Raw genomic sequence first — 26,250 nt, 5'->3', positions numbered from 1 at the left:
TAAGGGGTGAATTTATGGCCTTTATTATAACACGATTGTCATGTTCCGCAGTATCGGGATTTTAATCATGTCCAACGGATCTCTCATTCCGTGCTGTCCTAAAAAATAATGCTCTTGGTTTTCCCTGTGTCACAGATTGCTTGCCTTATGGATTGAGCAGCGCCATAATTGTAATGACATTTGTAATTACATTATGGAGCTCAAAATGGGTAGTATTAATCTACGTATCGACGATGAGCTAAAAGCTCGATCCTATGCAGCGCTGGAAAAAATGGGTGTAACCCCTTCTGAGGCGCTTCGACTCATGCTTGAATATATAGCCGACAATGAACGTTTGCCTTTCAAGCAAACACTTCTCAGTGATGAAGATGCCGAACTCGTTGAGATTGTTAAAGAGCGGTTACGCAGTCCTAAACCCGTACGAGTGACGTTGGATGATCTCTGATGGCGTATCTTCTGGATTTTGACGAGCGGGCACTAAAGGAATGGCGAAAGCTGGGCTCGACGGTACGTGAACAGTTTAAAAAGAAGCTGAGCGAAGTGCTTGATTCACCTAGAATTGAAGCAAATAAGCTTCGTGGGATACCTGATTGCTACAAAATAAAGCTCAGATCCTCAGGATATCGACTTGTATACCAGGTCATTGATGAAAAGGTTGTTGTTTTTGTCGTTTCAGTCGGGAAAAGAGAACGGTCAGAGGTATATTCTGAAGCCGTAAAACGTATCCTTTGAAACAAATAAAGGGCTTTATATAAAGCCCTTATTGATTTTTTTTCTTATTAAGAGTTTTAATTAAGACCCTTAAATTCCATTCGTGCCACTGCCGCACAGTACCACAGCAATTTTCTCATCCGGCTTGAGGCTAAACAGCTGACGCGTCACCGCAGCCACCGCTGTTGCGGCCCCCAATTCAATCGCCAGGCCGGTTGCTGCCCAGACTTCACGCGCCGATGCCTCGACCTGATCTTCCGGCACCAGCACGATCTCATCAACGTACTGTTCCACCAGCGCAAAGTTAATCGCTTCGGTTGAGCGAGCAGCGAGGATCGGCACAATGGTTTCCACCTGCTCCAGTTTGACGATTTGCTGCTGTTGGCGACTGGTCCACATCATCGGGCAACCTGCCGCCTCGACGCCGATAATACGAATGCCCGGTTTCAACAACTTCGCCGCCTGCGCCACGCCAGCAATCAAACCGCCGCCGCCGTGAGCGTGTACCGCTCAATTATGCAGGCCATCCGTGAGGGGGATTTAAAAGCGGGGGATAAATTACCCAACGAGCGTGAGCTGGCGCGCCGCTTTGCGACCTCACGCAGCACCATTCGCAACGTGTTGGCGATGATGTCGACGCAGGGATTAGTCACGCGTAAGGTGGGTAGCGGCTCGTACCTGTCGGAAAACCTGAACCAACAGTTGAGCGACACCGACCGCCCGGTGGCCGCCTGGCACAAAGAAGTGCCGACTTACAGCGAGATCCTCGAAGGACGCCTGCTGTTCGAGCCGATGATGATGACGCTGGTCACTGCCCGTGCGACCGAAGAAGACTTTGCCAAAATGCGCCACCATTTGCAGGGCATTCGTGAGACGCAGGAGTGGCTGCAATATAAAGAACATATTTACGCGGTGCATCAGGCGATGTTTGCCGCAACGCGTAACCGCTTCCTGATTCAGATCTTCGATAACGTGATTGCCGACCGTCGCGCGGTGCAGTATGACGGCCAACATTCGTTGCACTCGGCGGTAAGCGACATCGTGCGCGAGCAAACGTTACGGGAGCTGACGCCGCTGGTGGAAGCTCTGGAGGCACGCGATGGTAAATTGGCCCAGAAACGGGCGGATGACTACTTTACCCGGATTTTGGCGTCATTAAGTGTTTATGGGTAACTGCAATCGCGCTGTTTTTCCGACAACTCTCCGGTAATTGCGCGATAAATCGCGCCGCTACCGGAGGGTGAGAAGGGTGCCTGAAGGCCTTTGCCTGACAACAACCGGAACGGCGGGGTGAACCCCGCCGTTGTGGCCCTTACTTCGAGGTTTCACACGCCAGCGAAACAGCAACCTCCGTTACTGCGGTGCGATACCGTATTTCACAGAGATCCTTACGCGAGACCAGGATGACGGCTGTCACCGCCAGTATCAGCAGGGTGACAAACATTATCGTCGTATGCTGCTTCATGGTTGTTACCTCTTGCCTTGCGGCATGTAAGAGGCTACCTTTATGTTGTTCAGGCATAAAGATAAGGCCTCAGGTTGATTTACAGTCACCTGGGGCTTTTCTCTTTCTGCCGTCAGCAATGGCATGCATAAGGCAGAAAGCCCCAGGCACCCGCCGCGAGTCTACTTATTCCCTGCCAGCACATCAATTACCCGAATGCATAACATCGCCCTCATTTTTACAAGATATCCTGTGATATTTTTATAAAAATCAATGACAAATTAATTAATAAACTGTCACTTGTTTTTTAGGCTCCATATGAGAAATGTGAGTGGGATCTCCATCAGGAGAGAATGAAGAAGGGTGCCTGAGTGCCTTGCCTGACAACAACAAAACGGCGGGGCGAGCCCCGCCGTGGTGACATCTTACTTCAGAGTGCTACATGCCATTGAAACAGCGACCTCCGCGACTCCGGTTCGCAATCGAATCTCGCAAAGATTCTTCTGCGTCACCAGAATGATAAGGATCACAATGATGAAGACTTTCCTCGTCATCAGCTGTTTCATGCTTGTACCTCCTTGCCTTGCGGCGCGTAAGAGGCTACCTTGATGTTGTCTAGGCATCAAGGGCAGCCTCAGGTTGATGGATAATCTTCCTGGGGCTTTTCTCTTTCCGCCATCAGCAACTGCATGCTTAAGGCAGAAAGCCTCAAGCACCCACCGCGACAATACGTTTTTTGTCTGTTAAACATCAATTCCACGAACAAGTAACGATTTATCGTAAAAACACATAATAAAACGAAAATTTTGTTTTAAATCAGGTGGTTGAATTTATGATAAAATCAGGTCTTTTATAATTGCATACGAAGTTTGTTATTTGCCTCCCATCAGGGATGAAAATCTGTCAGTTCATTTCACATTATCTGCAAAATCAAATTCCCCCCAGACATGACGGGCTCCCTGCGCTATCACTAACATTGCCAGCCAACCTGTTTGCGCTGACTGAAAACTGTGCAATGCTCTCCATTGGTGCGCAACTTTCGTGCAACATCTCGCGTTGGTCTTGCTGTAGCGGGCTGTAATCCTGGCACTTAATTTGCTTGCAGTTGTATATACATGCTCTGACAACAATCACTCTTAACTTTTTACCAGAAGGAAATCAGCATGCTATCTCTGCGTACGTTGAAAACGACCCTTGCGGCGGCCTGTTGCTTTGGTTTGATCGCGTCTGCCAGTAGCCTGGCCGCACCGGCACCGGAAGCAGGCACGTTAAAGATGGGGATTGAACCCTGGCTGGGTTACGGCCAATGGCATGTGGCCACCGCACACAACCTGTATAAGCAGCAGGGATTAGACAACGTTGAGGTGATTAACTTCGCGGAAGATAAAGATATTAACGCCGCGCTGGCGAGTGGTCAGATTGATGCCGCCAACATTGCCACACACACCGCCATGGGCATGATCTCCGCCGGGCTGCCGGTCAAAGTGGTCCTGTTACTGGACCGCAGTCAGACCGCCGATGCAATGCTGGTTTCCAAAGATGTCACTTCGTTAAAAGACCTGAAAGGGAAGCAGGTCGCCTATGAAGAAGGTACCACCAGCGACATTTTGCTGCGCAGCGCGCTGGCCAAGGCGGGTCTGAAGTACAGTGATATCAAACCGGTGCCGATGCCGGCGTCGTCTGCCGGTAGCGCGTTGATCGCTAAACGCGTCCCGGTCGCGGTGACCTACGAACCTTATCTTTCGGTAGCGATGAAGGGGGATTCCAGCCTGAAGATGCTCTACAGCGGTGCATCTGACCCGGGGTTAATCAGCGACGTGCTGGTGGTACGTGATGACGTGATCAAAAACAAACCCGGCCAGATTGCCGCCCTGATTAAAACCTGGGATGCTGCCGTGGCGCATTATCAGGCCAACACCCCGGCGGATCGCGCCATTATTGCTAAAGCGGTAGGCGCCAGCGTCGAGGATCTCAACACCGCGTTTGATGGCGTGAAATATTACACCCTGGCGGAGAACAAAGCGGTACTGGGCGGCGAATACAGCACCACCACCTTCCCGCATGTCCTGAAAGCGGCAACCGAAGCCGGGATTATCAGCAAACCGGTAACACCCGCGCAGGTGATTGACGCCAGCTTCGTTAACGCACAGTAATCCTCCCCGGAGGCGTAATGAGTTCTTTAAAACTGGACGCCGTCAACCGTCCCTCTCATGCACGGCGGCGTCGCTGGTCGCTGCTCACCATTGGTCGCGCCCCCTCACGGGGGCAGTTTCTCAGCATCGCCGTCGCGGTATTTGCGCTGTTGCTGATCAGTTGGTGGCTGGCAACCCGGAACGGCACGATCCCGGCGATCTTTCTGCCGGGCCTTGATCAGGTCTGGCAACGCATGGTGCGCTTAGCCAGTGACGGCACCTTATGGAGCGATGTGCAGAGCAGCCTTTATCGCATCGCCATTGCTTTTATGATCTCCTCGTTGATGTCGATTGTGATCGGTGTGCTGGCCGGGTGTTATGGCCTGTTCAAAGCCATTTTCGAACCGCTGGTGGATTTCATCCGCTATATGCCGGTGGTGGCGTTTGTACCGCTGACCATTTTGTGGACCGGCACCGACGATGTGCAGAAGTTTTTGGTGATCTGGATCGGCACCTTTTTCCAGCAGGTGCTGATGATGATGGATGCGGTGAAACGCGTACCGGTAGATTTTATTGGTCTGGGGCGCACCCTGGGTATGCCCGATCGCAAAATCCTGCTGCGCATTGTGTTACCCGCCGCCTTGCCCGCTATCTGGGATGCGCTGCGTATCAGTCTGGGCTGGGCATGGACCTGGCTGGTGCTGGCAGAGCTGGTGGCTTCCACCTCTGGCCTCGGCTACCGCATCGTGGTGTCCCAGCGCTACTTCCAGACCGACACCATTATCGGCTACATCCTGCTGCTGGGATTGTTGGGCCTGATCACCGACCAACTGATGCGCGCGGCTGAACGCGTGTTATTCCGCTACAACCGGAGGCGCTCCTGATGGCCACGCTGACCTTATCCAAACTGGAAAAAAGTTTCCCACTGGGCAAAACCCAACGGCGAGTGCTGCATGGGATTGATTTAACCCTGAACGATAACGAATTTGTCTCGATTGTCGGCGCATCCGGCTGTGGCAAAAGTACCCTGTTGTCGATTGCCGCCGGGTTAGAGGAGTTCGAAGGCGGAGATGTGCTGGTGGATGGGCAATCCATCACCGGACCGGGGTTGGATCGCGGCGTGGTATTTCAATCCTACACCTTGCTGCCGTGGCTAACCGCGCGGCAAAACATTGAGTTTGCCCTGAAGGCGGCGGGCACCCCGGCAAAGCAATGCCGTGAGATTGCCCAGCAACATCTCGAACTGGTTCGGCTGGAGAATGCCGGTGACCGCTGGCCGGGTGAACTTTCCGGTGGCATGAAACAACGTGTGGCGATTGCGCGCGCGCTGTCGTATCGCCCGAAAATTCTGCTGATGGACGAACCCTTTGGCGCGCTGGATGCCATGACCCGCCATCAGATGCAGCAGTTACTGATTGAAATCTGGGAAAAACATCGCCTGACGGTGATGTTTGTTACCCATGACATTGAAGAAGCGGTGTGGCTCTCCGATCGCATCGTGGTAATGGGACAGGGCGTTATCGACAGCACCTTCCCGGTGGATCTCCCCCGACCACGACATGAAGAAATGAGCCGCGATCCCGAGTTCATTGATTTGCAGCACCGGGTGTTGTCACGCATTCGTCAGCCCCTCGCGACCCACTGACTTAAGGAAACCACGATGTCCGTAACTTTTCACGATTTAACCCAGGCCGACACCCTGCCGGAGGCGCTTTTTAAACGCACCGAGTCTGATCTCTCGTTCTTTGCTGCGCGCGTCACGCCGATTATCGAGGCGGTGAAAAACGAAGGGGATGCGGCGCTAATCCGCTTCGCGCGTGAATTTGATGGGGTGCAACCGGAACATTTCTCGATTCGCGCTGAGCCTGAAGAGTTTGATGCCGCCTTTGCCCGAATGGACCCGGAGGTTATCGAGTCGATTCGTTTCTCGGTGGAGAACGTGCGTAAGTTTCATGAGGCGCAAAAACCGGAAGAGATGTGGCTGAAGGAGATGCAGCCAGGCGTGTTTGCGGGCGATCGCCACGTCCCAATCGATGCCGTCGCCTGCTACGTGCCTCGCGGGAAAGGCTCGTTTCCCAGCGTGCTGATTATGACCACCATCCCGGCGGTGGTAGCGGGAGTACCGCGTCCGGTGGTGATCACGCCACCGGGACCAGATGGCAAAGTGGATGACGCCACCCTGGTCGCAGCAAAACTGGTTGGCATCACCGAAATTTATAAATGCGGCGGCGCACAGGGCGTAGCAGCCGTGGCGTATGGTACGGAGAGCGTGCCGAAGTGCCTGAAAATTGTCGGCCCCGGCAGCCCGTGGGTGGTGGCGGCGAAACGTCAACTGACACATCTGATTGATCCCGGCGTCCCGGCTGGCCCCAGCGAGAGCATCATCCTGGCGGATGGCAGCGTCGATGGCGCGCTGGCCGCGTTAGATTTGCTGATTGAATCCGAACATGGCCCGGATTCTTCGGCGTATCTGGTCACCTCGAGCCGCCGCGTGGCGGAAGAGGCGATTGCCGCGCTGCCTGACTACTGGGCGCAGCAGAGTGAGAAACGCGCGGAGTTTTCTCAGGCGGTGCTGTGCGGCACACATGGCGGCGTGGTGCTGACCAAAGACTTCGCCACGGCGGTTGAATTTGTTAATCAGTACGCGCCGGAGCATCTGGAGATTCTGGCGCGTGAACCGCTGGCGGTCATGCCGCAGATTCGTAACGCCGGAGAAATCCTGCTCGGGCAGCACACCCCGATAACCCTCGGTAACTTTGTGCTCGGCCCGAATGCGGTGTTACCCACCAACGGTGCAGCGAAAACCGCCGGGCCGCTGTCGGTGTTTGATTATATGAAACGTGTCTCGGTCGGCTATGTTACTTCGGCGGGTTACGATGCACTGGCAACCAAAGCCCATCGCTTCGCGCTGTATGAAGGATTCCCCGGTCATGCACTGGCGGTGTCCGACCTGCGTAAAACGCTGATGGGAGAGAAGGATGACCGCTGAACCACGGCAACCGTTGGCCGCGCAGGCGCGTACCCTGGCCCGCGCGGGTGACTGGCAGGGGGCGCAACAGAAACTCACCCAGTTGATCAGTGAGGTCACGGGGGGGACAGCCAGTGATGTGGTGATCAACCGCGATCAATACAGCCTCAATTCGCTGAACGGCCACGTTACCCTTGATGGCAGTCGCCGCTTGTTTTTCAAGTATCACCATGAAGAGAGCGAAGAACACACCATTGAAGAGTACTACCGTGCCGAATTGCTGCGCGAGCATGGTTTCGCGGTGGATGTCCCCTGTTACGCCTGCGGTGAGCCGGGGCGACAGATTTTGCTCTACACCCTGCGTAACGATCGGCGACTGGCGGATGTCTGTCGGGAAATTGAGGCGGGAGACGATCCTGCGTTGCAGGCGGCGGTGATCACGGCACAGCAACACGCTGACCGCGATATTCTGCAAAAAACCCTGCCCACGCTGCAACGTGGCAGCGTAGATGAGGTCGTGGCGGAACCCATCCATCAGCTGTTCTGGCACCGGTTGATTTCACCGGATGCACCGGCCGGACTGGGCGGGCGCGTGCAGCGTTTTTACGTCGATAAAGAATTTATCCTCGCGGGCGAGACGCTGTCATGGCAAACCCTCAGCCAGTTGCAGTGGGAGATCAACGGGGTGCGCTACGCTCACAGCCTGCGTCAGTTGTTTCTCGAAGCCGGGCAACTGCTGGCCCCGGCTGCGTTGGCGCAGCATGGTGTGGTCGTGGCGCATGGCGATGCGCACAACGCCAATGTCTGGTATGACACCCAGGGCGAACAACCGCGGTTGGTCAGTTTCGATCCCGCCTTCGCCGGCAGCCATATTCCGGCATTGCTGGCGGAGGTGAAAGCCACCTTCCATAACATCTTTGCCCATCCGCTGTGGTTGTATGAACCCGGGCAGGCCGACGGGCGCTATCAGGCCACGGTGGTACGCCGTGGCGATACGTTGCATGTCAGCCACAACTGGCAACTGACGCCGTTGCGTGCTGCGTTCCTTGACAGCAAAGGGGAGAACTACTGGCGGCCGCTGCTGGCGAGGTTGCGTGAGAAAGGCTGGTTACCGGGTAACTGGCAGCGGGTGGTGCGGCTGGCGATGTTTTGTTGTCCGACGCTGGTACTGGACCTGCGGGCTGGCGGCGGTAGCGGGCATACGCCGTTGACCTCCTCGCTGGGACTGGCGCTGGCGGTGATGCTGGGGAGTGAAGGGGATGATGATTTCAATCGCTGGATCAATCAACTGGTGTAAGGAGACGGCATGAAAGCTGTGCGGTTAGCAGGCATTGAGCAGTTGAGCGTGGCGGAGGTTCCCGCCCCCACGCTGGCGCCAGGTCAGGTGCAGATTCGTGTGCTGGCAGCGGGAATTTGTGGTTCCGATTTGCATAACTACCGTACCGGCAAATGGTTTGCCCATCTGCCTGTGACACCGGGGCACGAGTTGATGGGCGAGGTGATGGCTTGCGCCCCGGACGTCAGCGATTTTCGTCCGGGCGATCGGGTCGTGGCGGACTCCCGCGTCTGGTGCGGTGAGTGCCCGGCCTGTGCCCGGCAGCACTTCAACCTGTGCGAGAAGCTGGGCTTTGTCGGGGAAGTGTGCGATGGCGGTTTCGCCGAGCAAACCCTGTTACCGGCGCACGGATTGCTTCGGGTGACAGACGATTTACCGCCGCAGATTGCAGTGCTCAGCGAACCGCTGGGCGTGGCGCTGCGGGTGGTGAACCAGTTGCAGCTTGCGCCTGGGGCGCGGGTGCGGGTCGCCGGGGGGGGCACCATCGGCGGGCTGGTCGCCTTGCTGCTGCATGAGGTGGCGCATTGCCAGGTGCAACTGGTTGAGCCGAACACCGAGCGTTTCCAGCGGCTGGCAGACCTGATTCCGTTGCAGCCACCCGGCCCGTTTGATTTTGCCGTGGAGGCCACCGGGATCAATGCGGTATTAAGCCAGCTGGTGGAAGAGATCAGCAGCGGGGGACGGGTTGCGCTGGTGGGGTTATTCCACCATTCAGCGGATTTCGATATGAACCGCCTGGTGGAGCGGGAAATCATCCTGGTGGGGTGTAGCGTTTTTCGTGATGAACAACGCCAGGCGCTGGCCTTGCTGCCACAGTTGGCGGATAAACTGGCGACGCTGGTCGCGCCTGCCATCGGCCTTGATGACGTGCCGGACATCTACCCACATTTGATTGCTGGTCGCAGCCCCTGGTTAAAAACGGTGATCACCCCATGAAAGGATTAGAACGATTCTCGCTCCAGGGAAAACGCGCGCTGGTGACAGGCAGCTCACGCGGCATAGGCTTTGCGCTGGCGTCGGGTCTGGCGCAGGCGGGCGCACAGGTAACATTGTGTGGGCGCGATGCGGCCACGCTGGATAACGCGCTGATCGCGCTGCGCCAGATCGATCCACAAGCCGAAGCCTGGCCGCTGGATGTCTCACAACCACAGGCGATCCGCGATTTTTTTGCCCGCCTGCCGCCGTTTGATGTGGTGATCAACAACGCCGGGACTGAGCAACTGTGCCCGTCGCTCGACGTCGATGAAGCGCTGTGGCAACGCATCATGGATACCAACCTGAAAGGCGCGTTTTTCGTCGCTCAGGCTGCCGCACGCGGTATGGTGGGGCGCGGCGGGGCGATCCTTAATCTCTGTTCGTTGACCAGCGAAGTCGGTGTGCCCGGAGCGGCCGCCTATGGTGCCTCGAAATCGGGGCTGGCGGGGCTAACCCGCACGCTGGCAACGGAGTGGGCCGGGCAGGGGATTCGGGTAAATGGCCTCGGGCCAGGTTATTTCAGCACCGATCTGACCGCCGAATTCTATGAAGACAGCGTCTGGTGCGCCGCGATGCTGCAAAAAATTCCGCTTGGCCGCTTTGGTGAACTGGATGATTTGGTTGGCACCGCCATTTTCCTCTGCTCCGATGCGTCAAAGTATCTCACCGGACAGGTAATCTATGTCGATGGTGGTTATCTCGCGGCGATTTGACAGCACAGGAGTCGACGGGGTTGGATGATCGGCGCTATAGGTGAACAGCGGAAAACCCACCCCCAGCGTCAGGCCAACAGCGCCACTGGCTGCCAGATCACCGCCGGGGATGGCAAAGGAGTTAGCAAAACTTGCCGTGAATAATGAGGCCCGGCCAGCAACCGGATCGGTAAAGGTTTCGCATACGCTTTGCCAGGTAATCTCCTCGGCGCAACGTGGATGCAAATCTATCCGCAAGTCTGGCTCGCCAGCGTACCAGGCTTTGATGTGGCGGGTGATTAACTCTTCTGCGGTTTCGCCGAGAAAATTCAGGCTGGTCACGGCAGCGATATTGGCCGTGACCGGGCCAAGCAGCGGTTCCAGCACATCGGCAAACTTTATCATCCCCAGACTGACGGCCGTTTGGTTGACGGCATACGCTGCCGCTGCGCTGAGAACAGCACGAAAATCCACCTCTGAAGTGACATTGTCACGCAGTGGCAGAAAATATTGAATGAAATCCCGGATCGGGACATACACCACCACCGCAGAGATTAAGGGTGCCGCCGCCAGGGACAATCCGCCGCTGCATACCAACCCAATCATCGAACCGCCTGCCAACAGGATGCTTCCCACACGCGCGCAAACGTTTTGCGTGGTCTGTCTTCCCTGATAACAATCCCAGGCCAGGGATCCCCCCTGCATTACCAGAGATACCGTACCGCAGCCAACCGCCAATGCGCTGAGCGTGGCAGGTGCCACCGCCGGGAGCACCACGCGTCTGACCACTTCACGTACCCCGGTAGACACCGCGACCGACGCCAGGCTACGTGCGGCAACATTACCGATATTGCTTAACAGATGAGAAGACTGAACAGCGGGCAGTTCAGTTTCCTGTTCTGGTATATCAATAACAATAAAGTCCTTGCCTCCGGTAGCTTGCGACTCGGTTAATGAACCGCTGATTTGGGCCGGAGATGAATACGATCGTTGCCGTGTAATCCTGGCACCAGAATATTGGGCGTCTGCGGTATTGGCCACGAAGGTCAATGAACGCAATTTAGAAGCATTATTGTCGGTCGCTGAGAAAACAACAGAGGCATGAGAGCTACGGGAACATGTGACCACAGACATTATGACATCCATTTTTATGATCGAGATAAGTGTGTATTGTTAAAGTAGGGTTAATTTAACGATCGTGTCATATAAAAAACTTATTATGATAATAGGTAACATAACCCCATTTCTATTTACCCGCGTATTTCACAGTGACACACAAGCTTAATTTTCCCTGGAAAAAAGTAACCATTTCTGATTAATGACTTCTGGAAGCGGAAAGAAGTAGCGGCAATATAATGCTGTCCGATAACGGCTAAGTCAGCTTTGCTTCTATATGGAAGTGCACATAATCATGATTATGTTAAATACGATATCCCGTTAATCCCGGAATACCACCTCTCCCGTAGCGGCGCGATTTATCGCGCAGGTTTTACGTCACCATCGCTGGATGATGCGCGATAAATCGCGCCGCTACGGAATAACCGGAACACACCTGCCAGCGCTACGCAAAATCTCTCGCCCAATCCCCCTGCGTTTCTCTCAGAATTTACGTAACGACACTATTTTTTTGCAAGTCCTGTCACTTCATGTACCAGCAGCATTATCCGAAAAAGTTAGAAAAGCGTAATGCAACTCCATTGCTAATATTGATATTGTATCAGCATTATTAATTCTGACAGCTTTCTTGAAATCGACGTCCGTATGAAATTTACTAACGGCATCTTCCAGGCTTTTCTCTCCAGAAGCTTTAATAAAATCCATCTCCCGATTTTTATTGATGTGAGCGATATTGAGGCTTTTTGAAATCTCACTATCTCCTGTGTCAGATGGTGAAGTTGCGTGAGCGAACGGGTAATTGTGCTCATGGTCAGCATCCCTGCCTGGATTAAAATTGACGGGTTCTCCCTCAGCCAGAAAAGTAAGAACTTTCACTATAATCAATGCTTATCACCACCAATGCCTCTAAAATTTTCATGAAGTTTCTGTGTTTTCTGCCGATACTGAAATGTGGGACGATGTTTTCAGTTTACTCTCCGTTCGTTTACACAACACCAGACAAAGGACGATCAACACATCCCGGCCTGCGCGCTTTGCGCAGCAGAGACCCCTCTTTCGCCATGTCAGGCGGATGATCAAGTGTCCGGCAGGGAAAATCATGCGCAGCCGTCATACGCGGCAGGCGATTTATTAATCGGGATAACGATAACCTCCTGGGGTGTCTTATGTTTGGTGTTAAAAAGTCGGGCTCTTTTTTGCATTTTTCCAGAGATGGTGGCATTGCGAAGGATATTGAGGCGATCAAACAACATGTGGCATGGATTGAGTTTTTGCCCGATGGCGAAATACTCAGCGCCAACCAGCAGTTTCTCGATGTTACCGGCTACAACCTGGGAGAAATTCAGGGCAAACATCACCGGATTTTCTGTAGCCCTGCTTACACCCACACGGCGGAATATCGCCACTTCTGGCAGAGGCTCGCCTCAGGTGAGTCAGTAACCGGTATTTTCGAACGCTTTAACCATCAGCATCAGCGATTTTATCTCAGCGCCACTTATTTTCCGGTCAGCGATGATAAAGGCAAGGTGTACAAGGTGATTAAAGTGGCAAGCGATATCACCGCGCGACACCAGGAACTGGAGCAAAAAGAAGCGGTAATCACGGCGCTGGACCGCTCTATGGCCGTGATTGAATTCACTCCCGACGGCCATATTCTCACTGCTAACGACAATTTCCTTACGCATATGGGTTATACCCTGCCGGAGATTATCGGCAAACATCACCGTTTGTTCTGCTATGACAATTTTTACCGTGAAAATCCGGATTTCTGGCAGAAAATCGCCAAGGGTCAGCACTTTGTCGGTCGCTTTGAACGTAAAACCGCCAGTGGTGAACGCATCTGGCTTGAAGCCAGCTACAATCCGGTATTCGACGCTGACGGCAAGGTCTACAAGGTGATCAAAATCGCCTCGGATATCACCGCTCGCGTCGAGGCAGCAAAACGGGTGGCAGACATCGCAGTCACCACTTCAGAACAGACATCACAAATTACCCATAACGCCAACGAGGTACTTGAAGAGACTGTCCGTAATTCCGGACTGGTGTCGGTGCAGGTTAACGCCGCCACTGAGATCGGCGCGCAATTGAGCGCGTCAGCGAAAAGTATCAGCGAAGTGGTCGCCTCCATTAACCTGATTGCCTCACAAACCAATATCCTGGCGCTGAATGCCGCCATCGAATCGGCCAGAGCGGGAGAGGCCGGACGTGGATTTAGCGTTGTCGCAGGCGAGGTGCGGCGACTGGCGGCTTCTACCGCTACCGCCACACATAAAATCACCGAGGTCGTGGAGGAAAATGCACGGCTGATCCAGCAGATGTATCACCAGCTGGATGAGGTTAAGCATTTTGTGGTGTCTGAACAGGATAAAATCAGCGATTTGTCACGCAGCCTGCGAGAGATTAATCGCGGTGTGCACGAGTTTGTAAATGTAATTCATCGGCTGGATGTGTGATTGTCGGCGTGGAGGGACACACTACGCTGCCCTCCACGCCTATAGTTAATCTATACGCTTATTTTGTCGGGCAATAATAACAATGGATTTTTCTTTCCGAACTCACCTACGCACCCGATTGCGTTTTCTGGTGTCTATTGCCGCCGGGCTACTGTGCTTTTTTTTGCTTCCCACTCAACTGGGTTATCTGCAACGGTTGTTGATTGGCTGGAATGTACTGGCGTGGCTGTATTTGATCCTCGTCTGGCTACGCATGCTTCGTACCGACGTGAAAGATATTCCGCAGATCGCCAGACAACAGGATGAGAGCGCGACATTGGTGCTAAGCCTGGTGACGCTGGGTTGTCTGGTCAGTCTGATGGCTATCCTTATCGAGCTGCCCTCGTTAAAACACCTTACCGGCACGCCGCGCGTGTTACATCTGCTGCTGACGGCCAGCACCCTGGTGGTTTCATGGGCATTGTTGCCAACATCGTTCGCCCTGCATTACGCCCATCATCACTATTTGCACCGAAGTCATAAGGTCACTCCGATGATCTTTCCCGAGAAACCGGACAATCCGGGATACTGGGATTTTCTCTATTTCTCCTTCACCATCGCCGTGGCAGCACAAACCGCCGATGTGGCTACCGGCACCACCGACATTCGCCAGATTGCGCTGCTTCAGTCGGTGATTTCGTTTGTCTTTAATCTGGCGATTCTTGGATTGTCGGTGAATGTTGGCGCGGGATTGTTGAGTTAACGTCGCCCTTTCATCACCGAGGCCGACCAGTTGAAGTCGCTGACCTCACTGGCCGCCTGCGACTCCGGTTTTTTCTTTTTCAACGGTTTCTTTTTCGCTTTCTCTGCCAGCGCTTTCTCTTTAGCCTGCTTCAGCGCCATGATTTGCTGTCGTGCCTCGGTGGTGAATTCCTTCTCTTTTTTCACATCGGGTTCCTTACCGGTGCGCTGGCGATACTTTTGCACCAATCCCCTTAACACCTCTTCAACCGCCAACCGCTCCTCAGGATTGAATTGATCGATTGAAATCATTTTTTTATCACTCATCGTATTTGTCCTTAATCTTGTCGTTGATGGACTACATATACAAGAGAGCTACCGGCGTGCCGGTAACTCCACCTCTGCCCATGCCTCAGCCTGTACAAAGTGGACATAAAACTGTGCAGAATTTGTCCATGTACGAAAAGCATTGCGCCCGGCTTGACTTTGATCGCCTAACTCAGAAAATGTCCTTTTTACAGGATCATCAGAATAACCGGAGCTTATCATCACCCTCTCGCTGAAAAGGAGTGGCTGGCTTGTCGCGGTCGCTTTGGCAGTTGCTGGCTGCACGTCACAACCGCCAAAATCACTGGTCACCCCGCTACCGACCGTTGCGCAGCCCCCTTTACCGACGAAACCGGTAACCGATCAGCAACCGATGCGCGGCGTCTGGTTGGCAACCGTTTCACGCCTTGACTGGCCGCCGGTCGCGTCGGTGAATACCAGCAGTGCCGCCAGCCGCATCAGCCAGCAGCAAAAAGCGCTCACAGATAAACTGGATAAGTTAAAGAGCCTGGGTATCAACACCGTATTTTTCCAGGTAAAACCGGATGGTACTGCGCTGTGGCCTTCTAAAATTCTGCCCTGGTCCGATATGCTGACCGGTAAGATCGGGGCCGACCCTGGTTATGATCCGCTGCAATTTATTCTGGACGAAGCGCATAAGCGCGGCATGAAAGTGCACGCCTGGTTTAACCCCTATCGCGTCTCAGTCAACACCAAGCCATCCACCGTGGCTGAACTGAACGCCACCCTGTCGCTTCATCCTGCCAGTGTGTTTGTGTTGCATCGTGACTGGATCCGTACTGCTGGCGATCGTTTTGTGCTTGACCCTGGCATACCCGCGGCACGCGACTGGATCACCAGCATTGTAGCGGAAGTGGTTAGCCATTATCCGGTCGATGGGGTGCAGTTTGATGATTATTTTTACGCCGAATCTCCGGGGTCTGCCCTGAATGATAGCCAGACGTTCCACCAATATGGTCAGGGATTTGCGTCCAAAGCCGACTGGCGACGTCACAATACACAATTGTTGATCGAGCAGGTGTCTCGCACCATTAAACAGCTGAAACCCAGTGTCGAGTTTGGCGTCAGCCCGGCTGGCGTATGGCGCAACCTGTCGCATGATCCCTCCGGTTCCGATACCCGAGGGGCGGCAGCTTATGATGAGGCTTTTGCCGACACCCGTCAGTGGGTACAAATGGGCTTGCTGGATTATATTGCCCCGCAAATTTACTGGCCGTTCTCACGTCAGGCGGCGCGTTATGATGTGCTGGCAAACTGGTGGGCGAATGTGGTGAAACCGACGCATACCCGCCTCTATATCGGCGTGGCATTGTATAAAGTGGGTGAACCCTCAAAGAGTGAACCTGACTGGACGGTCAACGGCGGTGTGCCGGAGTTGAAAAAACAGCTGGATTTAAATGAATCACTGCCGCAAATCAGCGGCACGATTCTGTTCAGAGAAAACTACCTTAATCAGCCGCAAACGCAGCAGGCCGTGAATTATCTGCGTAGCCGCTGGGGGAGTTAAGTTTTCTTGTACTAACGTTGTTTGAACGCGTCAGAGAACTGATCAAAGCAGCTCATGAGAATCCGTCGCAGGGTATTGGAAAACCTGAACGGTTATAGTTGGGTGTCGGTTCAATGACGAGTTTTAGCTTTTTTGTAGCGGCGCGATTTATCGCGCCCCAGAAAATTATCAAACAAAATACGTCCTCAGCAAAATCGCCGCGCCGTCATCAATCGCCTTCATCACCACCTGCTCCGCCAGCACCACATCTTTGGTCTGCAGCGCCTCCAGCAGGTGATCGTAATTATGTGCTTTGGCCATTTCCATCGATTGCGGATAGAGATAATTCAGGCAAGGCCCAATCTGCACCCACAGTTGTTCAATCAGCAGCAACAACGTGGGCATTTTTGCATACCCATACAGGGTAAAGCGGAAAGCACGATTGGCCTCCAACGCAGCTTCAACCTCCCCACTCAACTTGGCCTGCATAAAGCGATCGCACAATTTTTTTAGCTCAGAAAGTTGTTTTTTCGTGATATTCGGTGTTGCCATCCGCACCGCTAACCCTTCCAGCTGCTTACGTATCAGAGTGATCTCCTGATATCGCTCTAGTGTCATTTCCGGGACCAAAAACGCTGCCGCCGGGGTTGCGTTGAGTGCGCCAGCGGAAACTAAGCGCAGTAACGCCTCACGTACCGGCGTGATGCTGGTACCCAGCTGGGCCGCCAGATCACGGGTGACCAGGCGCGCGCCGGGCTTGAGCTTACCGACAATCAGGGCGCTACGCAGCGTGGCTTCTACCTGGGCGGTCAGGCTGAGTCGCTGTGCTTTTTCCATCTCAATCATGCGTTTTTTCCTTTCCCGGATTGTGCAAATGGTAAGAAGTTTAAATGTTTTGTTGCCAAAACGTCCCGCTATAGGATATATCATGTATTACAAAACAAGCGAAGCACGATCAACACAGCAACACTCTTTTCACTACGTTACCGAATGCATTTTGGGATGAAGTTTATGAGACTACCTGCAGTGAAGTTTGCTACCACCGCATTGCTTTTTGCCCTGTTACCCGCCAGTTTGCAGGCGGCAGAGTTAACCATCGCCCAACCCGCATCAGCCACGGCTATGGATCCCGGCTTTCTCAAAGAAGCTGCCACGCTGGTGGATAATATTTTCGATACCCTGGTACGTCGCGCCGATGATATGTCGCTGCAACCGGGCCTGGCGACCGACTGGAAAGCCATCAATGACACCACCTGGCAATTTAACCTGCGCAAAGGGGTGAATTTCACCGATGGCGAGCCGGTCAATGCCGCGGCGGTAAAATTCTCCATTGACCGCATTCTTGACCCCGCCAACCACGCACCGACCATCTCCTACATCCGCACCATTAAATCGGTCGAGGTGGTCAACGACTATCAGCTGTTGATTCATACTAACGGTCCGGATCCGCTGCTGCCAACCCGCATGAGCCGTTATCCGACCTATATTGTCCCGCCCGCTTATGTGAAAAAAGTGGGAGCCAGCGAATTCGCGCGCAAACCGATTGGCAGCGGAGCTTACAAGCTGGATACCTTTATCCCGGACGAAAAAGTGGTGATGGTCGCCAATGACGCTTACTGGCGTGGCAAACCTGCCATTGACCGCGTCACCTGGCGTCCGATCCCGGAGGCCACCGCCCGTATCACCTCATTGCTGACCGGGGAAGTCCAACTGGTGGAAAGCGTGCCTGCCGATCTGGTGCCTGCGCTGAAAAATCGCCCTGGCGTTGCGCTGGAGCAGGTCAAAGGCGGTGGGTTAACCATCTATCTCGGTCTGAAAAACAACGAAAAACCGTTGAACGACGTGCGTGTACGTCAGGCACTGTCGCTGGCGCTGAATCGTCAGGCGTATACCCAGCAGTTGCTGCATGGCTACGGCACGCCGACCGGTACTATGGCGGGAGCCAATGATTTCGGTTATCTGGCGGTACCCGCCACCACCCAGGATGTCGCCAAAGCTAAAACCCTGCTGACGCAGGCCGGATATCCGAATGGCTTTACCCTGCGCTTCCAGGCACCACGTCGTTATATCGCCAGCGCGGATGTCGCCCAGGCGATCGTGCAGGATCTGGCAGCGATCGGCGTGAAAGCCCAGCTCGAAGTGCCGGAATGGTCGGTTTATACCCAGCAGGTCGCGGCGCAGAAGCAAGCCCCGATGTATATGCTGGCGTGGGGATCGACCCAGACACTGGACGCCGATGCCGCCCTGTTCCCGATTCTGCACAGCGGCGAACCCTACTCAACGGTGAACGATCCTGAAATGGATAAGTTGCTGGATCAGAGCCGCCAGACGGTGGATGCCGCGAAACGTAAAGTGCTGCTGCAACAGATTCAGCAACGCGTTGCTGAACAGCAGCCGCTGATCCCGTTGTATCGCGAAGACACGCTGTATGCGCACAGCGACGCACTGACCTTTAAAGGCCGTGTCGATGCCCGTATCCCGCTGTTTGATCTGAGGCTGAAATGATTACCCCGGCAGCAGCCTTACAACGTCGGCCACGCCGTATTTTTTACGGTGATGCCATCATCGGCAGCGCGCTGCTGCTGGTGGTGATCGTGGCGGCGTTGCTGTCTCCGTGGCTGCCATTGCCGAACCCGTTAACCAACCAGCTAACCGAGATGTTCCTGCCGCCCGGCACTGGCGGCCATTTGCTCGGCACCGATCAACTGGGCCGCGACCTGCTCTCCCGCATCCTCGCCGGTACGCGCCTGTCGCTGTTGGTGGTAGTGCTAGCCGCCGCGATTGGTGCGGTGGTCGGCGTGGCGCTCGGCATGATTGCCGGTTATGCCGGCGGTTGGGTTGATGCCCTGATTATGCGCCTGATCGATATCCAACTGGCGGTGCCCTTTATCCTGCTGATCCTGCTGGTGATTGCGTTGATGGGAACGTCCACCACCAACATTATCGTCATCATGGGGGTGACCAGTTGGGCGATCTACGCCCGTGTGGCGCGTGCCAAAACGCTGGAAATTCGCGAGCTGGAATACATCCAGGCGGTGAAAGCGATGGGATTCTCGCCACTGCGTATTTTGTTACGTCATATCCTGCCTAATCTGCTCACCCCGTTGGTGGTGCTGCTGACACTGGATATTCCGCGTCTGATTGTGCTGGAAGCCTCAGTGGGTTTTCTCGGCATGGGCATTCAGCCGCCGACGCCCACCCTCGGCAATCTGATCGGTGAAGGTCGTTCGTATATGTTGCTGGCACAGTGGCTGGTGCTGTATCCCGGTCTGGTGATCGCCGCGCTGGTGATTGGCTGCAACCTGCTGGGCGACGCCCTGCTGCGCCGCACCCATACGAGGCTGGATTAATATGCTGAACATTTTACTCAATCGCCTCGGACAATCGGTGTTGGTGTTATTCGGCGTATCGCTGCTGATTTTCTTCAGCCTGCACCTGACCGGCGACCCGGCTGCGCTGATGATGCCCCCCGGATCCAGCCAGCAGGAGATTGATACCTTTCGTCACAGCATGGGCTTCGACCGCCCACTGTTGTGGCAGTACGGCCACTACCTGAGTGGCGTGTTGCAAGGCGATTTTGGTGAATCGTTGCGCTACAGCCAGCCGGTGCTGGCATTAATCGGTGAACGTCTGCCTGCGACGGCACTACTGGCCATCAGCGCGTTGGTTTGGAGTTCCCTGCTTGGCCTGCTGCTCGGCATTATCAGCGCCCTGCGCCCGCACAGTTTTTGGGATCTGATCTGCCGCCTGGTGGCCTTCAGTGGTCAGGCCATTCCGGTGTTCTGGCTCGGACTGCTGATGATTTTATTTTTCAGCCTGCATCTGCAATGGCTGCCCTCCAGTGGCTACGGCAGTTTCACTGCGCTGATTATGCCCGCCGTCAGCCTCGGTGCCTTTTATATGAGCGCAGTGGCACGTCTGACACGCGCCAGCCTGCTGGAAGTGCTGCAACAGGATTATATCCGCACCGCGCGTGCCAAAGGGTTAAGTCAGTGGCGTATCGTGGTGCGACATGGCCTGCGTAATGCGTTGATCCCGGTGGTGACGGTGCAGGGTATGTACTTCGCTTCGCTGCTCGGCGGCGCGCTGGTGACAGAAATTATCTTTGCCTGGCCGGGTATTGGTCGCCTGGCGATTCAGGCGATTCAAAACCGCGACTTCCCGCTGGTACAGGCGATCGTCCTGCTGGCCGCGCTGGTGTTTGTGGTGATTAATCTGCTGATCGACCTGTTGTATCTGGTGCTGAACCCGAGGATCCGCCTGTGAACCGACTCGACGCCACCCTGGAACTGCTGAGTGAACTGACACGCTGGCCAAGCGTGTCGGGACAGCTTGACGCGCAACACGGCCTGGCCGCGTGGCTCGAATCCTGGATGGTGACGCACCTGAACGCCCGCGTGATTTATCCGGTTGCCAGCCAGGCAGCCGACAAGCCGCCGGTGGTGCATGTCCGTATTGATACCGGTGCCAGCAAAACCGTGGTGCTGTACAACATGTACGACGTGATGCCTGCGGATGACGCGGGCTGGGATGTGCCGCCCTTCGTCGGTGGCGTCTGCCACTGGGACGATTTAGGCGATGTGTTCGTCGGACGCGGTGCAGAGAACAACAAAGGCCCGGTGGCGGGGATGTTGATTGTGCTGCGGGAGTTGTTGCAGAACAACCAGCTGGCGGTCAACCTCGAAATCTTGCTGGAAGGCGAAGAGGAAATTGGCAGCGGCACGCTGCGGCGTTACCTCGCGCAACAGCCCTGTCCGGTGGCACCGGCTGAGGCGGTGCTGTTTCCGTCGCTGTGCGAATATGGCGGCGGCGCACCTCGCGTCTATCTCGGCTTTACCGGCCTCGCCACCGGACGCTTAAGCGTCAACGGCGGCGAATGGGGCGGGCCTTCCTCCGCCATTCACGCCAGTAACGCCGGATGGATAGCCAATCCCGCCTGGCGTCTGGTGCAGGCACTGGACGCCATCGCCCCCGCCGCTGACAGCGGTGTACTGGGCTACATCACGCCGGATGCCGAGGCTAACGCGCTGCTGGCAACGCTGGCGCAGTCGTTCAGCATCGATGATGAGCTGCACTTCCGCCGCAGCCAGCGTCTGATGATTACCGGTGACGCGGTCACTTGTTTGCAAACCTTGCTCGGCAGCGCCGTGCTGACGCTGGCCGAGTTGCACAGCGATCCGGTCGGTGGTCGTGGCGTGATCCCGTTCCGAGCCAGCGCCGAACTGGCTTTCCGTATCCCGCCTGCGTTTGATCAGGATGCGATGATTGCAGCCGCGCAGCAGCGCCTTGAACAGCCGGATTTGACCGGCACCCGGCTGGAACTGGTTGATCGCTATCCGGGAATTCGTTTCGGTCGCCACGCCAGCGGCGTCGATGAACTGATCGCCAGCTATCAGACGCTGGGCGCACAGCCGCAAATCTGGCCGTGGGCACCGGGTTGCGCCCCGGCGTATGCCTTCACTGCCATCGCCCCCGCTTTTTTAATTGGCGGCCTGGGGCACGGCGGCAACGCCCACGCCGTAAACGAATTTGTCACCCTGACTGGACTGGAGCGCTTCCAGCAGTCACTGAGCCTGTGGCTCACCGCATTTTCTGACTCGACCTTTGGTCGGGTCGCGCCACACCAGGGAAACACCAGAGAAGTACTAAAACAAAATATTACAGGTAATTTTAATGAAGACAGTCGATGAGTTTACACGCGTGCCGTTGGGGTTCTTCCCCACGCCGCTGGAGCCGCTACCGCGGCTTGGGGAGGTATTAGGCATAAATCTCACCATCAAACGTGATGACTACAGTGGCTTCGGCGGCGGCGGCAACAAAGTCCGTAAGCTGGAGTACCTGATGGCAGAGGCCTGCCAGGCCGGCGTCAACGTGGTGATCACCACCGGTGGACATCAGTCAAACCACGCCCGCATGGTAGCAGCGGCGGCGCGTAAGTTTGGTATGCGTCCGGTACTGGTGCTGCGCGGCAACCCGCCTGCCAGTTGGCAGGGAAACCTGCTGCTCGATAAGCTGTTCGGAGCCGAGGTGCAATTCCTCGACCCGGACGGTTATTTCACCCAGATCGAAGGGGCGATGCAGGCGCACGCCGATGCGGCCAGCGCCCGCGGCGAGAAGCCGATGATCATCCCACTGGGCGGTGCCACACCGCTCGGCGCGCTGGGTTATGTACGTGCGGTTGAGGAAATCAGCGCGCAGCTTGCTGAGCGCGCCGCCCCGGTGCCGGATTTTGTGGTAGCACCGACCGGTTCCGGCGGTACCCTCGCGGGACTGCACGTTGGCACGCGCCGTTACTGGCCTGAGACAAAAGTGATCGGCATCAGCGTCAGTGCCAAAGCCGACTGGTTCCAGCCGCGTATTTCAGGCATGGCGCAGGATTGTGCTGATTTGCTGCAATGGCCGCAACAGTGGCAACCCGACGATATCTGGATTGAAGATGGCTATGTCGGTGAAGCTTACGGCATCCCATCAGCCGGCGGTATCGACGCCATTTACCAACTGGCGCAGCAGGAAGGCGTGTTGCTCGATCCGGTCTACACCGGCAAAGCGATGCACGGCCTGATATCGCTGGTTAAACAGGGGCGTATTCCGCAAGGTGCCAACGTGACGTTCGTGCATTGCGGTGGTTCTCCGGCGCTCTATCCGTTTGCCGACCGGCTGCTGGAGCAATAAATGCGCGTGCTGGACGAAGCCACGGTGGCGCTGCTCGGCGGCGACGATCCGGCGTTAGCGCTGGCCGATGTGCGTGACGTTGTCACGTTAATGCGCGCCGGTGAAACGCAGATGCCTGCCGAAAACCATATCGACCTCGCGACACCGCTCGGCAAAGCCTATGCACTTCCCGCCAGGGTTGGCGGACATTTTAACGCTGCGGGCGTCAAGTGGACCGCCCACCGCCCGCAGCGACCCGATGCGCTACCTGCCGCCCTGGCGGTAACGCTGATCAACGATGCCGCCAGTGGCGTGCCACGCGGCCTGGTTGCCAGTGGCGCATTAACTGCCGCGCGTACCGCTGCCGTCAGCGCGCTGGCATTGCAATATGCCGCGCCCCGTGCGGTAAAACGCGTGTTACTGCTGGGTGCCGGTTTTCACGCCCGGGCGCATCTGCGTATGTTGCAGACCTTGTTTCCGACGCTGTCGCAAATCGGCGTGTGGAATCGCACGTCGGAAAATATGTCTGGCCTTAACGGCATCACCCCCGAGCCCGATCTCGACGCGGCACTGGCAAAACCGTATGACGCGGTGATCACCTGTACCAGCGCGACGCAACCCATTGTCGATGCGCCAGCGGTACGTGCGGGCCGTCTGATAATCCAGGTGGGCTATCACGAGGTAAGCTTTGCCGCGATCAAAGCCAGCCGCCAGGTGGTGGTGGATGCATGGGGCGATTTCGCCCAGCGCAGCGCCAAAAGTTTGTTCCAGATGTTCCGCGCGGGGGAATTCGCCGAGCACGAAGTCGCGGCCGATCTCACCTCGCTGGTGCTAGATGGCTGGCGACCTGACGCTAACGATAGCGTGTACTTCTCCTCCTTCGGGCTGAACGTTTTCGATATCGCCCTCGCCGCCCGCGTGCTGACAGCGGCCGAGCAGCAGCAGCCTGGAAACTGGCAAACATTATTTAATGGAGTCACGCATGATCATTAAGGCCAGTGCGCTGCGGCTGAGACAGTCACGCGGCGAACATTTTTTATTGATTGATGTGCGTGACGCTGCCGAATGGCAAGCCAATACGTTGCCCGGTGCGCAGCACTGCAACGTTTACGATTACTTTATCGCCGACAGCACCCCTGCCGGGTTGGCGGCGATGGCAGCCGATGCTGCTGCCGCGCTGCAACCGTTGTTTGATCGCTATCCGGCCGCAACGCCGGTGTTTTTTGAACAGCAGGTGGGGATGCGATCGCCGCGCGGTGCCTGGTTTGCCTGGCTGCTGGGTCGGGACGATGCATTGATTCTCGATGGCGGATTGGATGCCTGGCGGGAGACAGGTGACGTCCTGGAGCCGGGCAAGGGATTAAGTTACACCGTCACACAAGATTCAGAACACGCTGTCGTAAGTTGGGACAGCCGCTGGGTCAGCAGCCGTCAACAGGTCATCAACGCTGATGGTAAAACGGTGTTCAACGTTGACGCGCGGCGTCCGTCAGAATTTGATGGCAGCTTCGTGCACGATTGCTGCCATCGCGCTGGGCGTATCCCTCATTCCCGCCTGTTGTTCTGGGAAGATGTGCTGGAAAATGGCCGCTTTCGTACTGCTGCTGAAATCGCCCAGCGAGCTGAAGCGGCAGGTTTGGCACGGGGTGCACAGTTGCAGGTCTACTGCCATCGCGGCGCACGCGCCGCCACCGTGCTGGCGGCATTAAAACTGGCGGGTTATCCGCAAGTGGCGATTTATGTGGGTTCCTGGCATGAATGGGCGGAACATGATGAACTGCCCATCGTGTAATTCGTCACAGTGTAATTTATCGTCGAATAAGCATGGATTGTATGAACTATAAAAATGAAACACTAAACTCATCCGCGCTTCAAAGGCTCCCTTACTCATATTCCCTTATTCCCTTATTCCCTTATTAAAGGGCTCTGCCCGTGATCATTATTATACGTATCATCCTGCTCTTTTTTTAATCGAGCATATTGTTCCTTTCGTTCCTCCGTTGTCAACTTCAATTTCAAAACCGTTTCTGAATCCAATACTTCATCGATATCGTAGCTCGACGCGATAAGAGCATCTTCATTTTTAAGTAGAGGGTCCGTCTCCTCTTCTATCATTGCAGCTATTTTATCATTAACTGCTTTTTGCACATAGACTATTATTTTCAGCTCTCTCTTTAATTTGTTTTTACCTGACTCAGAAAAATTAGTCTTTGTATGAACAATTTTTTTAACATCGGGCATGGTAACTTTATTACCGTTCTTCATGTTTTCCAATAGGTCTGTTTTCGCGTTTTCTATCTCTGCGACCTCGTCTTCCGCCTTTTTTATCTCTGCGGCCCTGAGTTGTCTTCGGGTCTCCTCAATTTCAGGCCGCATTTGTTCCAGATGTGGATTATTTAACGGATCAGCCAGCTCATCAGGCAGTTCCACTTTCCCCGACTCATCAGGCAGTGCCACTTTCGCAGTATCCTCGTTACGTATTGCCTCTAAAAATGCAGGGCTTTTAGCCGCAAATAACAGCCTGCTCAGCGAGTTTTTAGCGACTTCTACCCGCAACGCATTGAACTTATTGTCATTCTCCCAAGTGGGCAAACCTATTTCCTTCAATGTGCTTTTTAGTTCCTGTACCCAGGCGTTATTATTGGCACCCGTATTTTTATATTCTCGATCCAATGCGGTAATGAATAAGGATTCACTCGCAACATCGCCACGCGTAAATATAGGTGAAAATCCCTCACGTACTGTTCCGGCTTCATTTACAGTTATTGAATTGATTATTTTCATTAATATATTTTTTGTAGGCTCTGCCATATTTCCGGGAGGGAGAGATTGATCGAGGAGTATGGAGAGCAGGATTTCTATTTGTTCTTGTTTTTCCATTTCCGATTGAACCGGAATGCATTCAGACAGGAGTGGCTGCCGGTCAGGCCCGATGGTATGTTTAAAACTCTCATACCGGAACGTGTTCCAACCTTTCAGCTCATGTTCTTTCGGCACGTTAGTTGAAGGCGTGAGATTCGTGTTATTCGTGTTGGTTACCTGTTGCCCCAAGTGTGCGCCGCCTCCCGCTGATAGCTCGACAGGTTCCGTGCAGGAGGACGCGGGTCCAGATGAAGATGAGATAATCAGCATTTATTCCTCCATGAATATCAACCAGGAAGCGACCATGATGAAGCCCCCTCAGTAGCATGGTGGCGGTACCATGCTGAACGTAGCGG

28 protein-coding genes are annotated in these 26,250 nt (G+C 55.0%); 20 read left to right on the top strand and 8 right to left on the bottom strand.

Going from position 1 to position 26,250, the window contains the following annotated elements; all coding sequences use genetic code 11:
* Positions 1-205 precede the first annotated feature (205 nt).
* Positions 206-445, top strand: a complete 240-nt coding sequence (gene relB / locus AC6I8N_RS26330) for a type II toxin-antitoxin system antitoxin RelB (protein WP_497831553.1) — start codon at positions 206-208, stop codon at positions 443-445.
* A complete protein-coding gene (locus AC6I8N_RS26325; protein ID WP_497831552.1) occupies positions 445-732 on the top strand; it encodes a type II toxin-antitoxin system RelE family toxin in 288 nt (95 codons plus the stop codon). The genes relB and AC6I8N_RS26325 overlap by 1 nt, the downstream gene beginning before the upstream one ends.
* 69 nt (positions 733-801) lie before the next feature.
* Here the strand turns inward: AC6I8N_RS26325 and AC6I8N_RS26320 are convergent, their stop codons facing one another.
* On the bottom strand, positions 802-1,194 hold the full coding sequence (locus tag AC6I8N_RS26320; protein ID WP_497831551.1) for a pyridoxal-phosphate dependent enzyme: 393 nt from the start codon (positions 1,192-1,194) through the stop codon (positions 802-804).
* An 18-nt stretch (positions 1,195-1,212) separates the two neighbouring features.
* Here AC6I8N_RS26320 and AC6I8N_RS26315 point away from each other — a divergent pair, with 18 nt between their 5' ends.
* The gene (locus AC6I8N_RS26315) at positions 1,213-1,884 is read left to right on the top strand and encodes a FadR/GntR family transcriptional regulator (protein WP_497831550.1); all 672 of its coding nucleotides are present in this window, start codon (positions 1,213-1,215) and stop codon (positions 1,882-1,884) included.
* Between the two features lie 139 nt (positions 1,885-2,023).
* Here AC6I8N_RS26315 and AC6I8N_RS26310 read toward each other — a convergent pair whose 3' ends face one another.
* Together AC6I8N_RS26310 and AC6I8N_RS26305 are read right to left on the bottom strand one after the other, a co-directional pair.
* Positions 2,024-2,176 carry a Hok/Gef family protein gene (locus AC6I8N_RS26310; protein WP_497831752.1) on the bottom strand — a complete coding sequence of 51 codons (153 nt, stop codon included), beginning with the start codon at positions 2,174-2,176 and terminating at the stop codon, positions 2,024-2,026.
* Between the two features lie 404 nt (positions 2,177-2,580).
* A complete protein-coding gene (locus tag AC6I8N_RS26305; RefSeq protein ID WP_497831756.1) occupies positions 2,581-2,709 on the bottom strand; it encodes a Hok/Gef family protein in 129 nt (42 codons plus the stop codon).
* A 609-nt stretch (positions 2,710-3,318) separates the two neighbouring features.
* Here AC6I8N_RS26305 and AC6I8N_RS26300 point away from each other — a divergent pair.
* The 7 genes from AC6I8N_RS26300 to AC6I8N_RS26270 are packed head-to-tail and all read left to right on the top strand — an operon-like array spanning position 3,319 to position 10,279.
* The gene (locus tag AC6I8N_RS26300; protein ID WP_497831751.1) at positions 3,319-4,308 is read left to right on the top strand and encodes an ABC transporter substrate-binding protein; all 990 of its coding nucleotides are present in this window, start codon (positions 3,319-3,321) and stop codon (positions 4,306-4,308) included.
* 17 nt (positions 4,309-4,325) lie between these two features.
* The gene (locus tag AC6I8N_RS26295) at positions 4,326-5,171 is read left to right on the top strand and encodes an ABC transporter permease (protein ID WP_497831750.1); all 846 of its coding nucleotides are present in this window, start codon (positions 4,326-4,328) and stop codon (positions 5,169-5,171) included.
* Positions 5,171-5,932, top strand: coding sequence for an ABC transporter ATP-binding protein (locus AC6I8N_RS26290; RefSeq protein WP_497831749.1), 762 nt, complete (start codon positions 5,171-5,173; stop codon positions 5,930-5,932). Before AC6I8N_RS26295 ends, AC6I8N_RS26290 begins: the two co-directional genes overlap by 1 nt.
* A 15-nt stretch (positions 5,933-5,947) precedes the next feature.
* Positions 5,948-7,276, top strand: a complete 1,329-nt coding sequence (gene hisD, locus AC6I8N_RS26285) for a histidinol dehydrogenase (protein ID WP_497831748.1) — start codon at positions 5,948-5,950, stop codon at positions 7,274-7,276.
* Positions 7,266-8,552, top strand: a complete 1,287-nt coding sequence (locus AC6I8N_RS26280; RefSeq protein ID WP_497831747.1) for a hypothetical protein — start codon at positions 7,266-7,268, stop codon at positions 8,550-8,552. Before hisD ends, AC6I8N_RS26280 begins: the two co-directional genes overlap by 11 nt.
* A gap of 9 nt (positions 8,553-8,561) precedes the next feature.
* The gene (locus tag AC6I8N_RS26275; protein ID WP_497831746.1) at positions 8,562-9,527 is read left to right on the top strand and encodes a zinc-dependent alcohol dehydrogenase; all 966 of its coding nucleotides are present in this window, start codon (positions 8,562-8,564) and stop codon (positions 9,525-9,527) included.
* Positions 9,524-10,279: an SDR family NAD(P)-dependent oxidoreductase gene (locus AC6I8N_RS26270; RefSeq protein ID WP_497831745.1), complete on the top strand. Its 756-nt coding sequence runs from the start codon at positions 9,524-9,526 to the stop codon at positions 10,277-10,279. Before AC6I8N_RS26275 ends, AC6I8N_RS26270 begins: the two co-directional genes overlap by 4 nt.
* Here the strand turns inward: AC6I8N_RS26270 and AC6I8N_RS26265 are convergent.
* Together AC6I8N_RS26265 and AC6I8N_RS26260 are read right to left on the bottom strand one after the other, a co-directional pair.
* Positions 10,220-11,392, bottom strand: a complete 1,173-nt coding sequence (locus AC6I8N_RS26265) for a hypothetical protein (protein WP_497831744.1) — start codon at positions 11,390-11,392, stop codon at positions 10,220-10,222. The two genes, AC6I8N_RS26270 and AC6I8N_RS26265, sit on opposite strands and share 60 nt — an antisense overlap.
* A 510-nt stretch (positions 11,393-11,902) precedes the next feature.
* A complete protein-coding gene (locus AC6I8N_RS26260; RefSeq protein ID WP_497831743.1) occupies positions 11,903-12,250 on the bottom strand; it encodes a hypothetical protein in 348 nt (115 codons plus the stop codon).
* Between the two features lie 290 nt (positions 12,251-12,540).
* On the opposite strand from AC6I8N_RS26260, the gene AC6I8N_RS26255 reads away from it, so the two are divergent.
* Both AC6I8N_RS26255 and AC6I8N_RS26250 read left to right on the top strand, forming a co-directional pair.
* On the top strand, positions 12,541-13,827 hold the full coding sequence (locus AC6I8N_RS26255; RefSeq protein ID WP_497831742.1) for a methyl-accepting chemotaxis protein: 1,287 nt from the start codon (positions 12,541-12,543) through the stop codon (positions 13,825-13,827).
* Between the two features lie 82 nt (positions 13,828-13,909).
* Positions 13,910-14,569, top strand: coding sequence for a DUF1345 domain-containing protein (locus AC6I8N_RS26250; RefSeq protein ID WP_497831741.1), 660 nt, complete (start codon positions 13,910-13,912; stop codon positions 14,567-14,569).
* On the opposite strand, the gene AC6I8N_RS26245 is transcribed toward AC6I8N_RS26250, so the two are convergent.
* A complete protein-coding gene (locus tag AC6I8N_RS26245) occupies positions 14,566-14,874 on the bottom strand; it encodes a hypothetical protein (protein WP_497831740.1) in 309 nt (102 codons plus the stop codon). The two genes, AC6I8N_RS26250 and AC6I8N_RS26245, sit on opposite strands and share 4 nt — an antisense overlap.
* Before the next feature lie 232 nt (positions 14,875-15,106).
* On the opposite strand from AC6I8N_RS26245, the gene AC6I8N_RS26240 reads away from it, so the two are divergent.
* Positions 15,107-16,402 (top strand): glycoside hydrolase family 10-like protein, encoded by a 1,296-nt coding sequence (locus AC6I8N_RS26240; protein ID WP_497831755.1) that lies wholly within the window; start codon positions 15,107-15,109, stop codon positions 16,400-16,402.
* Positions 16,403-16,570: 168 nt separating this feature from the next.
* On the opposite strand, the gene AC6I8N_RS26235 is transcribed toward AC6I8N_RS26240, so the two are convergent.
* On the bottom strand, positions 16,571-17,227 hold the full coding sequence (locus AC6I8N_RS26235) for a GntR family transcriptional regulator (protein ID WP_497831739.1): 657 nt from the start codon (positions 17,225-17,227) through the stop codon (positions 16,571-16,573).
* A 165-nt stretch (positions 17,228-17,392) separates the two neighbouring features.
* Here AC6I8N_RS26235 and AC6I8N_RS26230 point away from each other — a divergent pair, with 165 nt between their 5' ends.
* From AC6I8N_RS26230 to AC6I8N_RS26200, 7 genes are read left to right on the top strand one after another with little or no spacing between them, the layout of a single operon-like run.
* Positions 17,393-18,886: an ABC transporter substrate-binding protein gene (locus tag AC6I8N_RS26230; RefSeq protein WP_036627143.1), complete on the top strand. Its 1,494-nt coding sequence runs from the start codon at positions 17,393-17,395 to the stop codon at positions 18,884-18,886.
* Positions 18,883-19,731, top strand: a complete 849-nt coding sequence (locus AC6I8N_RS26225; protein ID WP_497831738.1) for an ABC transporter permease — start codon at positions 18,883-18,885, stop codon at positions 19,729-19,731. Before AC6I8N_RS26230 ends, AC6I8N_RS26225 begins: the two co-directional genes overlap by 4 nt.
* A 1-nt stretch (position 19,732) precedes the next feature.
* A complete protein-coding gene (locus AC6I8N_RS26220; RefSeq protein WP_497831737.1) occupies positions 19,733-20,647 on the top strand; it encodes an ABC transporter permease in 915 nt (304 codons plus the stop codon).
* Positions 20,644-22,071: a M20 family metallopeptidase gene (locus AC6I8N_RS26215; RefSeq protein WP_497831736.1), complete on the top strand. Its 1,428-nt coding sequence runs from the start codon at positions 20,644-20,646 to the stop codon at positions 22,069-22,071. The genes AC6I8N_RS26220 and AC6I8N_RS26215 overlap by 4 nt, the downstream gene beginning before the upstream one ends.
* Positions 22,055-23,053, top strand: coding sequence for a 1-aminocyclopropane-1-carboxylate deaminase/D-cysteine desulfhydrase (locus AC6I8N_RS26210; protein ID WP_208726820.1), 999 nt, complete (start codon positions 22,055-22,057; stop codon positions 23,051-23,053). The genes AC6I8N_RS26215 and AC6I8N_RS26210 overlap by 17 nt, the downstream gene beginning before the upstream one ends.
* A complete protein-coding gene (locus AC6I8N_RS26205; RefSeq protein ID WP_497831735.1) occupies positions 23,054-24,025 on the top strand; it encodes an ornithine cyclodeaminase in 972 nt (323 codons plus the stop codon).
* Positions 24,015-24,824, top strand: a complete 810-nt coding sequence (locus AC6I8N_RS26200) for a sulfurtransferase (protein ID WP_497831734.1) — start codon at positions 24,015-24,017, stop codon at positions 24,822-24,824. Before AC6I8N_RS26205 ends, AC6I8N_RS26200 begins: the two co-directional genes overlap by 11 nt.
* Before the next feature lie 113 nt (positions 24,825-24,937).
* On the opposite strand, the gene AC6I8N_RS26195 is transcribed toward AC6I8N_RS26200, so the two are convergent.
* The gene (locus AC6I8N_RS26195) at positions 24,938-26,164 is read right to left on the bottom strand and encodes a hypothetical protein (protein ID WP_497831733.1); all 1,227 of its coding nucleotides are present in this window, start codon (positions 26,162-26,164) and stop codon (positions 24,938-24,940) included.
* Between the last annotated feature and the right edge of the window lie 86 nt (positions 26,165-26,250).

It is taken from the genome of Pantoea sp. X-Soil-TKNS-1279, from assembly GCF_059730565.1.
Note: the sequence above shows the minus strand (reverse complement) of the source record. Positions and strands in the feature narration are given on the sequence as shown.

What these genes read in the sequence shown, in the direction of transcription:
- relB (WP_497831553.1), top strand. Translation starts at nt 206, where the DNA reads ATGGGTAGTATTAATCTACGTATCGACGATGAGCTAAAAGCTCGATCC.
- AC6I8N_RS26325 (WP_497831552.1), top strand. Translation starts at nt 445, where the DNA reads ATGGCGTATCTTCTGGATTTTGACGAGCGGGCACTAAAGGAATGGCGA.
- AC6I8N_RS26310 (WP_497831752.1), bottom strand. Translation starts at nt 2,176, where the DNA reads ATGAAGCAGCATACGACGATAATGTTTGTCACCCTGCTGATACTGGCG.
- AC6I8N_RS26305 (WP_497831756.1), bottom strand. Translation starts at nt 2,709, where the DNA reads ATGACGAGGAAAGTCTTCATCATTGTGATCCTTATCATTCTGGTGACG.
- AC6I8N_RS26300 (WP_497831751.1), top strand. Translation starts at nt 3,319, where the DNA reads ATGCTATCTCTGCGTACGTTGAAAACGACCCTTGCGGCGGCCTGTTGC.
- AC6I8N_RS26295 (WP_497831750.1), top strand. Translation starts at nt 4,326, where the DNA reads ATGAGTTCTTTAAAACTGGACGCCGTCAACCGTCCCTCTCATGCACGG.
- AC6I8N_RS26290 (WP_497831749.1), top strand. Translation starts at nt 5,171, where the DNA reads ATGGCCACGCTGACCTTATCCAAACTGGAAAAAAGTTTCCCACTGGGC.
- hisD (WP_497831748.1), top strand. Translation starts at nt 5,948, where the DNA reads ATGTCCGTAACTTTTCACGATTTAACCCAGGCCGACACCCTGCCGGAG.
- AC6I8N_RS26280 (WP_497831747.1), top strand. Translation starts at nt 7,266, where the DNA reads ATGACCGCTGAACCACGGCAACCGTTGGCCGCGCAGGCGCGTACCCTG.
- AC6I8N_RS26275 (WP_497831746.1), top strand. Translation starts at nt 8,562, where the DNA reads ATGAAAGCTGTGCGGTTAGCAGGCATTGAGCAGTTGAGCGTGGCGGAG.
- AC6I8N_RS26270 (WP_497831745.1), top strand. Translation starts at nt 9,524, where the DNA reads ATGAAAGGATTAGAACGATTCTCGCTCCAGGGAAAACGCGCGCTGGTG.
- AC6I8N_RS26265 (WP_497831744.1), bottom strand. Translation starts at nt 11,392, where the DNA reads ATGTCTGTGGTCACATGTTCCCGTAGCTCTCATGCCTCTGTTGTTTTC.
- AC6I8N_RS26255 (WP_497831742.1), top strand. Translation starts at nt 12,541, where the DNA reads ATGTTTGGTGTTAAAAAGTCGGGCTCTTTTTTGCATTTTTCCAGAGAT.
- AC6I8N_RS26250 (WP_497831741.1), top strand. Translation starts at nt 13,910, where the DNA reads ATGGATTTTTCTTTCCGAACTCACCTACGCACCCGATTGCGTTTTCTG.
- AC6I8N_RS26245 (WP_497831740.1), bottom strand. Translation starts at nt 14,874, where the DNA reads ATGAGTGATAAAAAAATGATTTCAATCGATCAATTCAATCCTGAGGAG.
- AC6I8N_RS26235 (WP_497831739.1), bottom strand. Translation starts at nt 17,227, where the DNA reads ATGATTGAGATGGAAAAAGCACAGCGACTCAGCCTGACCGCCCAGGTA.
- AC6I8N_RS26230 (WP_036627143.1), top strand. Translation starts at nt 17,393, where the DNA reads ATGAGACTACCTGCAGTGAAGTTTGCTACCACCGCATTGCTTTTTGCC.
- AC6I8N_RS26225 (WP_497831738.1), top strand. Translation starts at nt 18,883, where the DNA reads ATGATTACCCCGGCAGCAGCCTTACAACGTCGGCCACGCCGTATTTTT.
- AC6I8N_RS26220 (WP_497831737.1), top strand. Translation starts at nt 19,733, where the DNA reads ATGCTGAACATTTTACTCAATCGCCTCGGACAATCGGTGTTGGTGTTA.
- AC6I8N_RS26210 (WP_208726820.1), top strand. Translation starts at nt 22,055, where the DNA reads ATGAAGACAGTCGATGAGTTTACACGCGTGCCGTTGGGGTTCTTCCCC.
- AC6I8N_RS26205 (WP_497831735.1), top strand. Translation starts at nt 23,054, where the DNA reads ATGCGCGTGCTGGACGAAGCCACGGTGGCGCTGCTCGGCGGCGACGAT.
- AC6I8N_RS26200 (WP_497831734.1), top strand. Translation starts at nt 24,015, where the DNA reads ATGATCATTAAGGCCAGTGCGCTGCGGCTGAGACAGTCACGCGGCGAA.
- AC6I8N_RS26195 (WP_497831733.1), bottom strand. Translation starts at nt 26,164, where the DNA reads ATGCTGATTATCTCATCTTCATCTGGACCCGCGTCCTCCTGCACGGAA.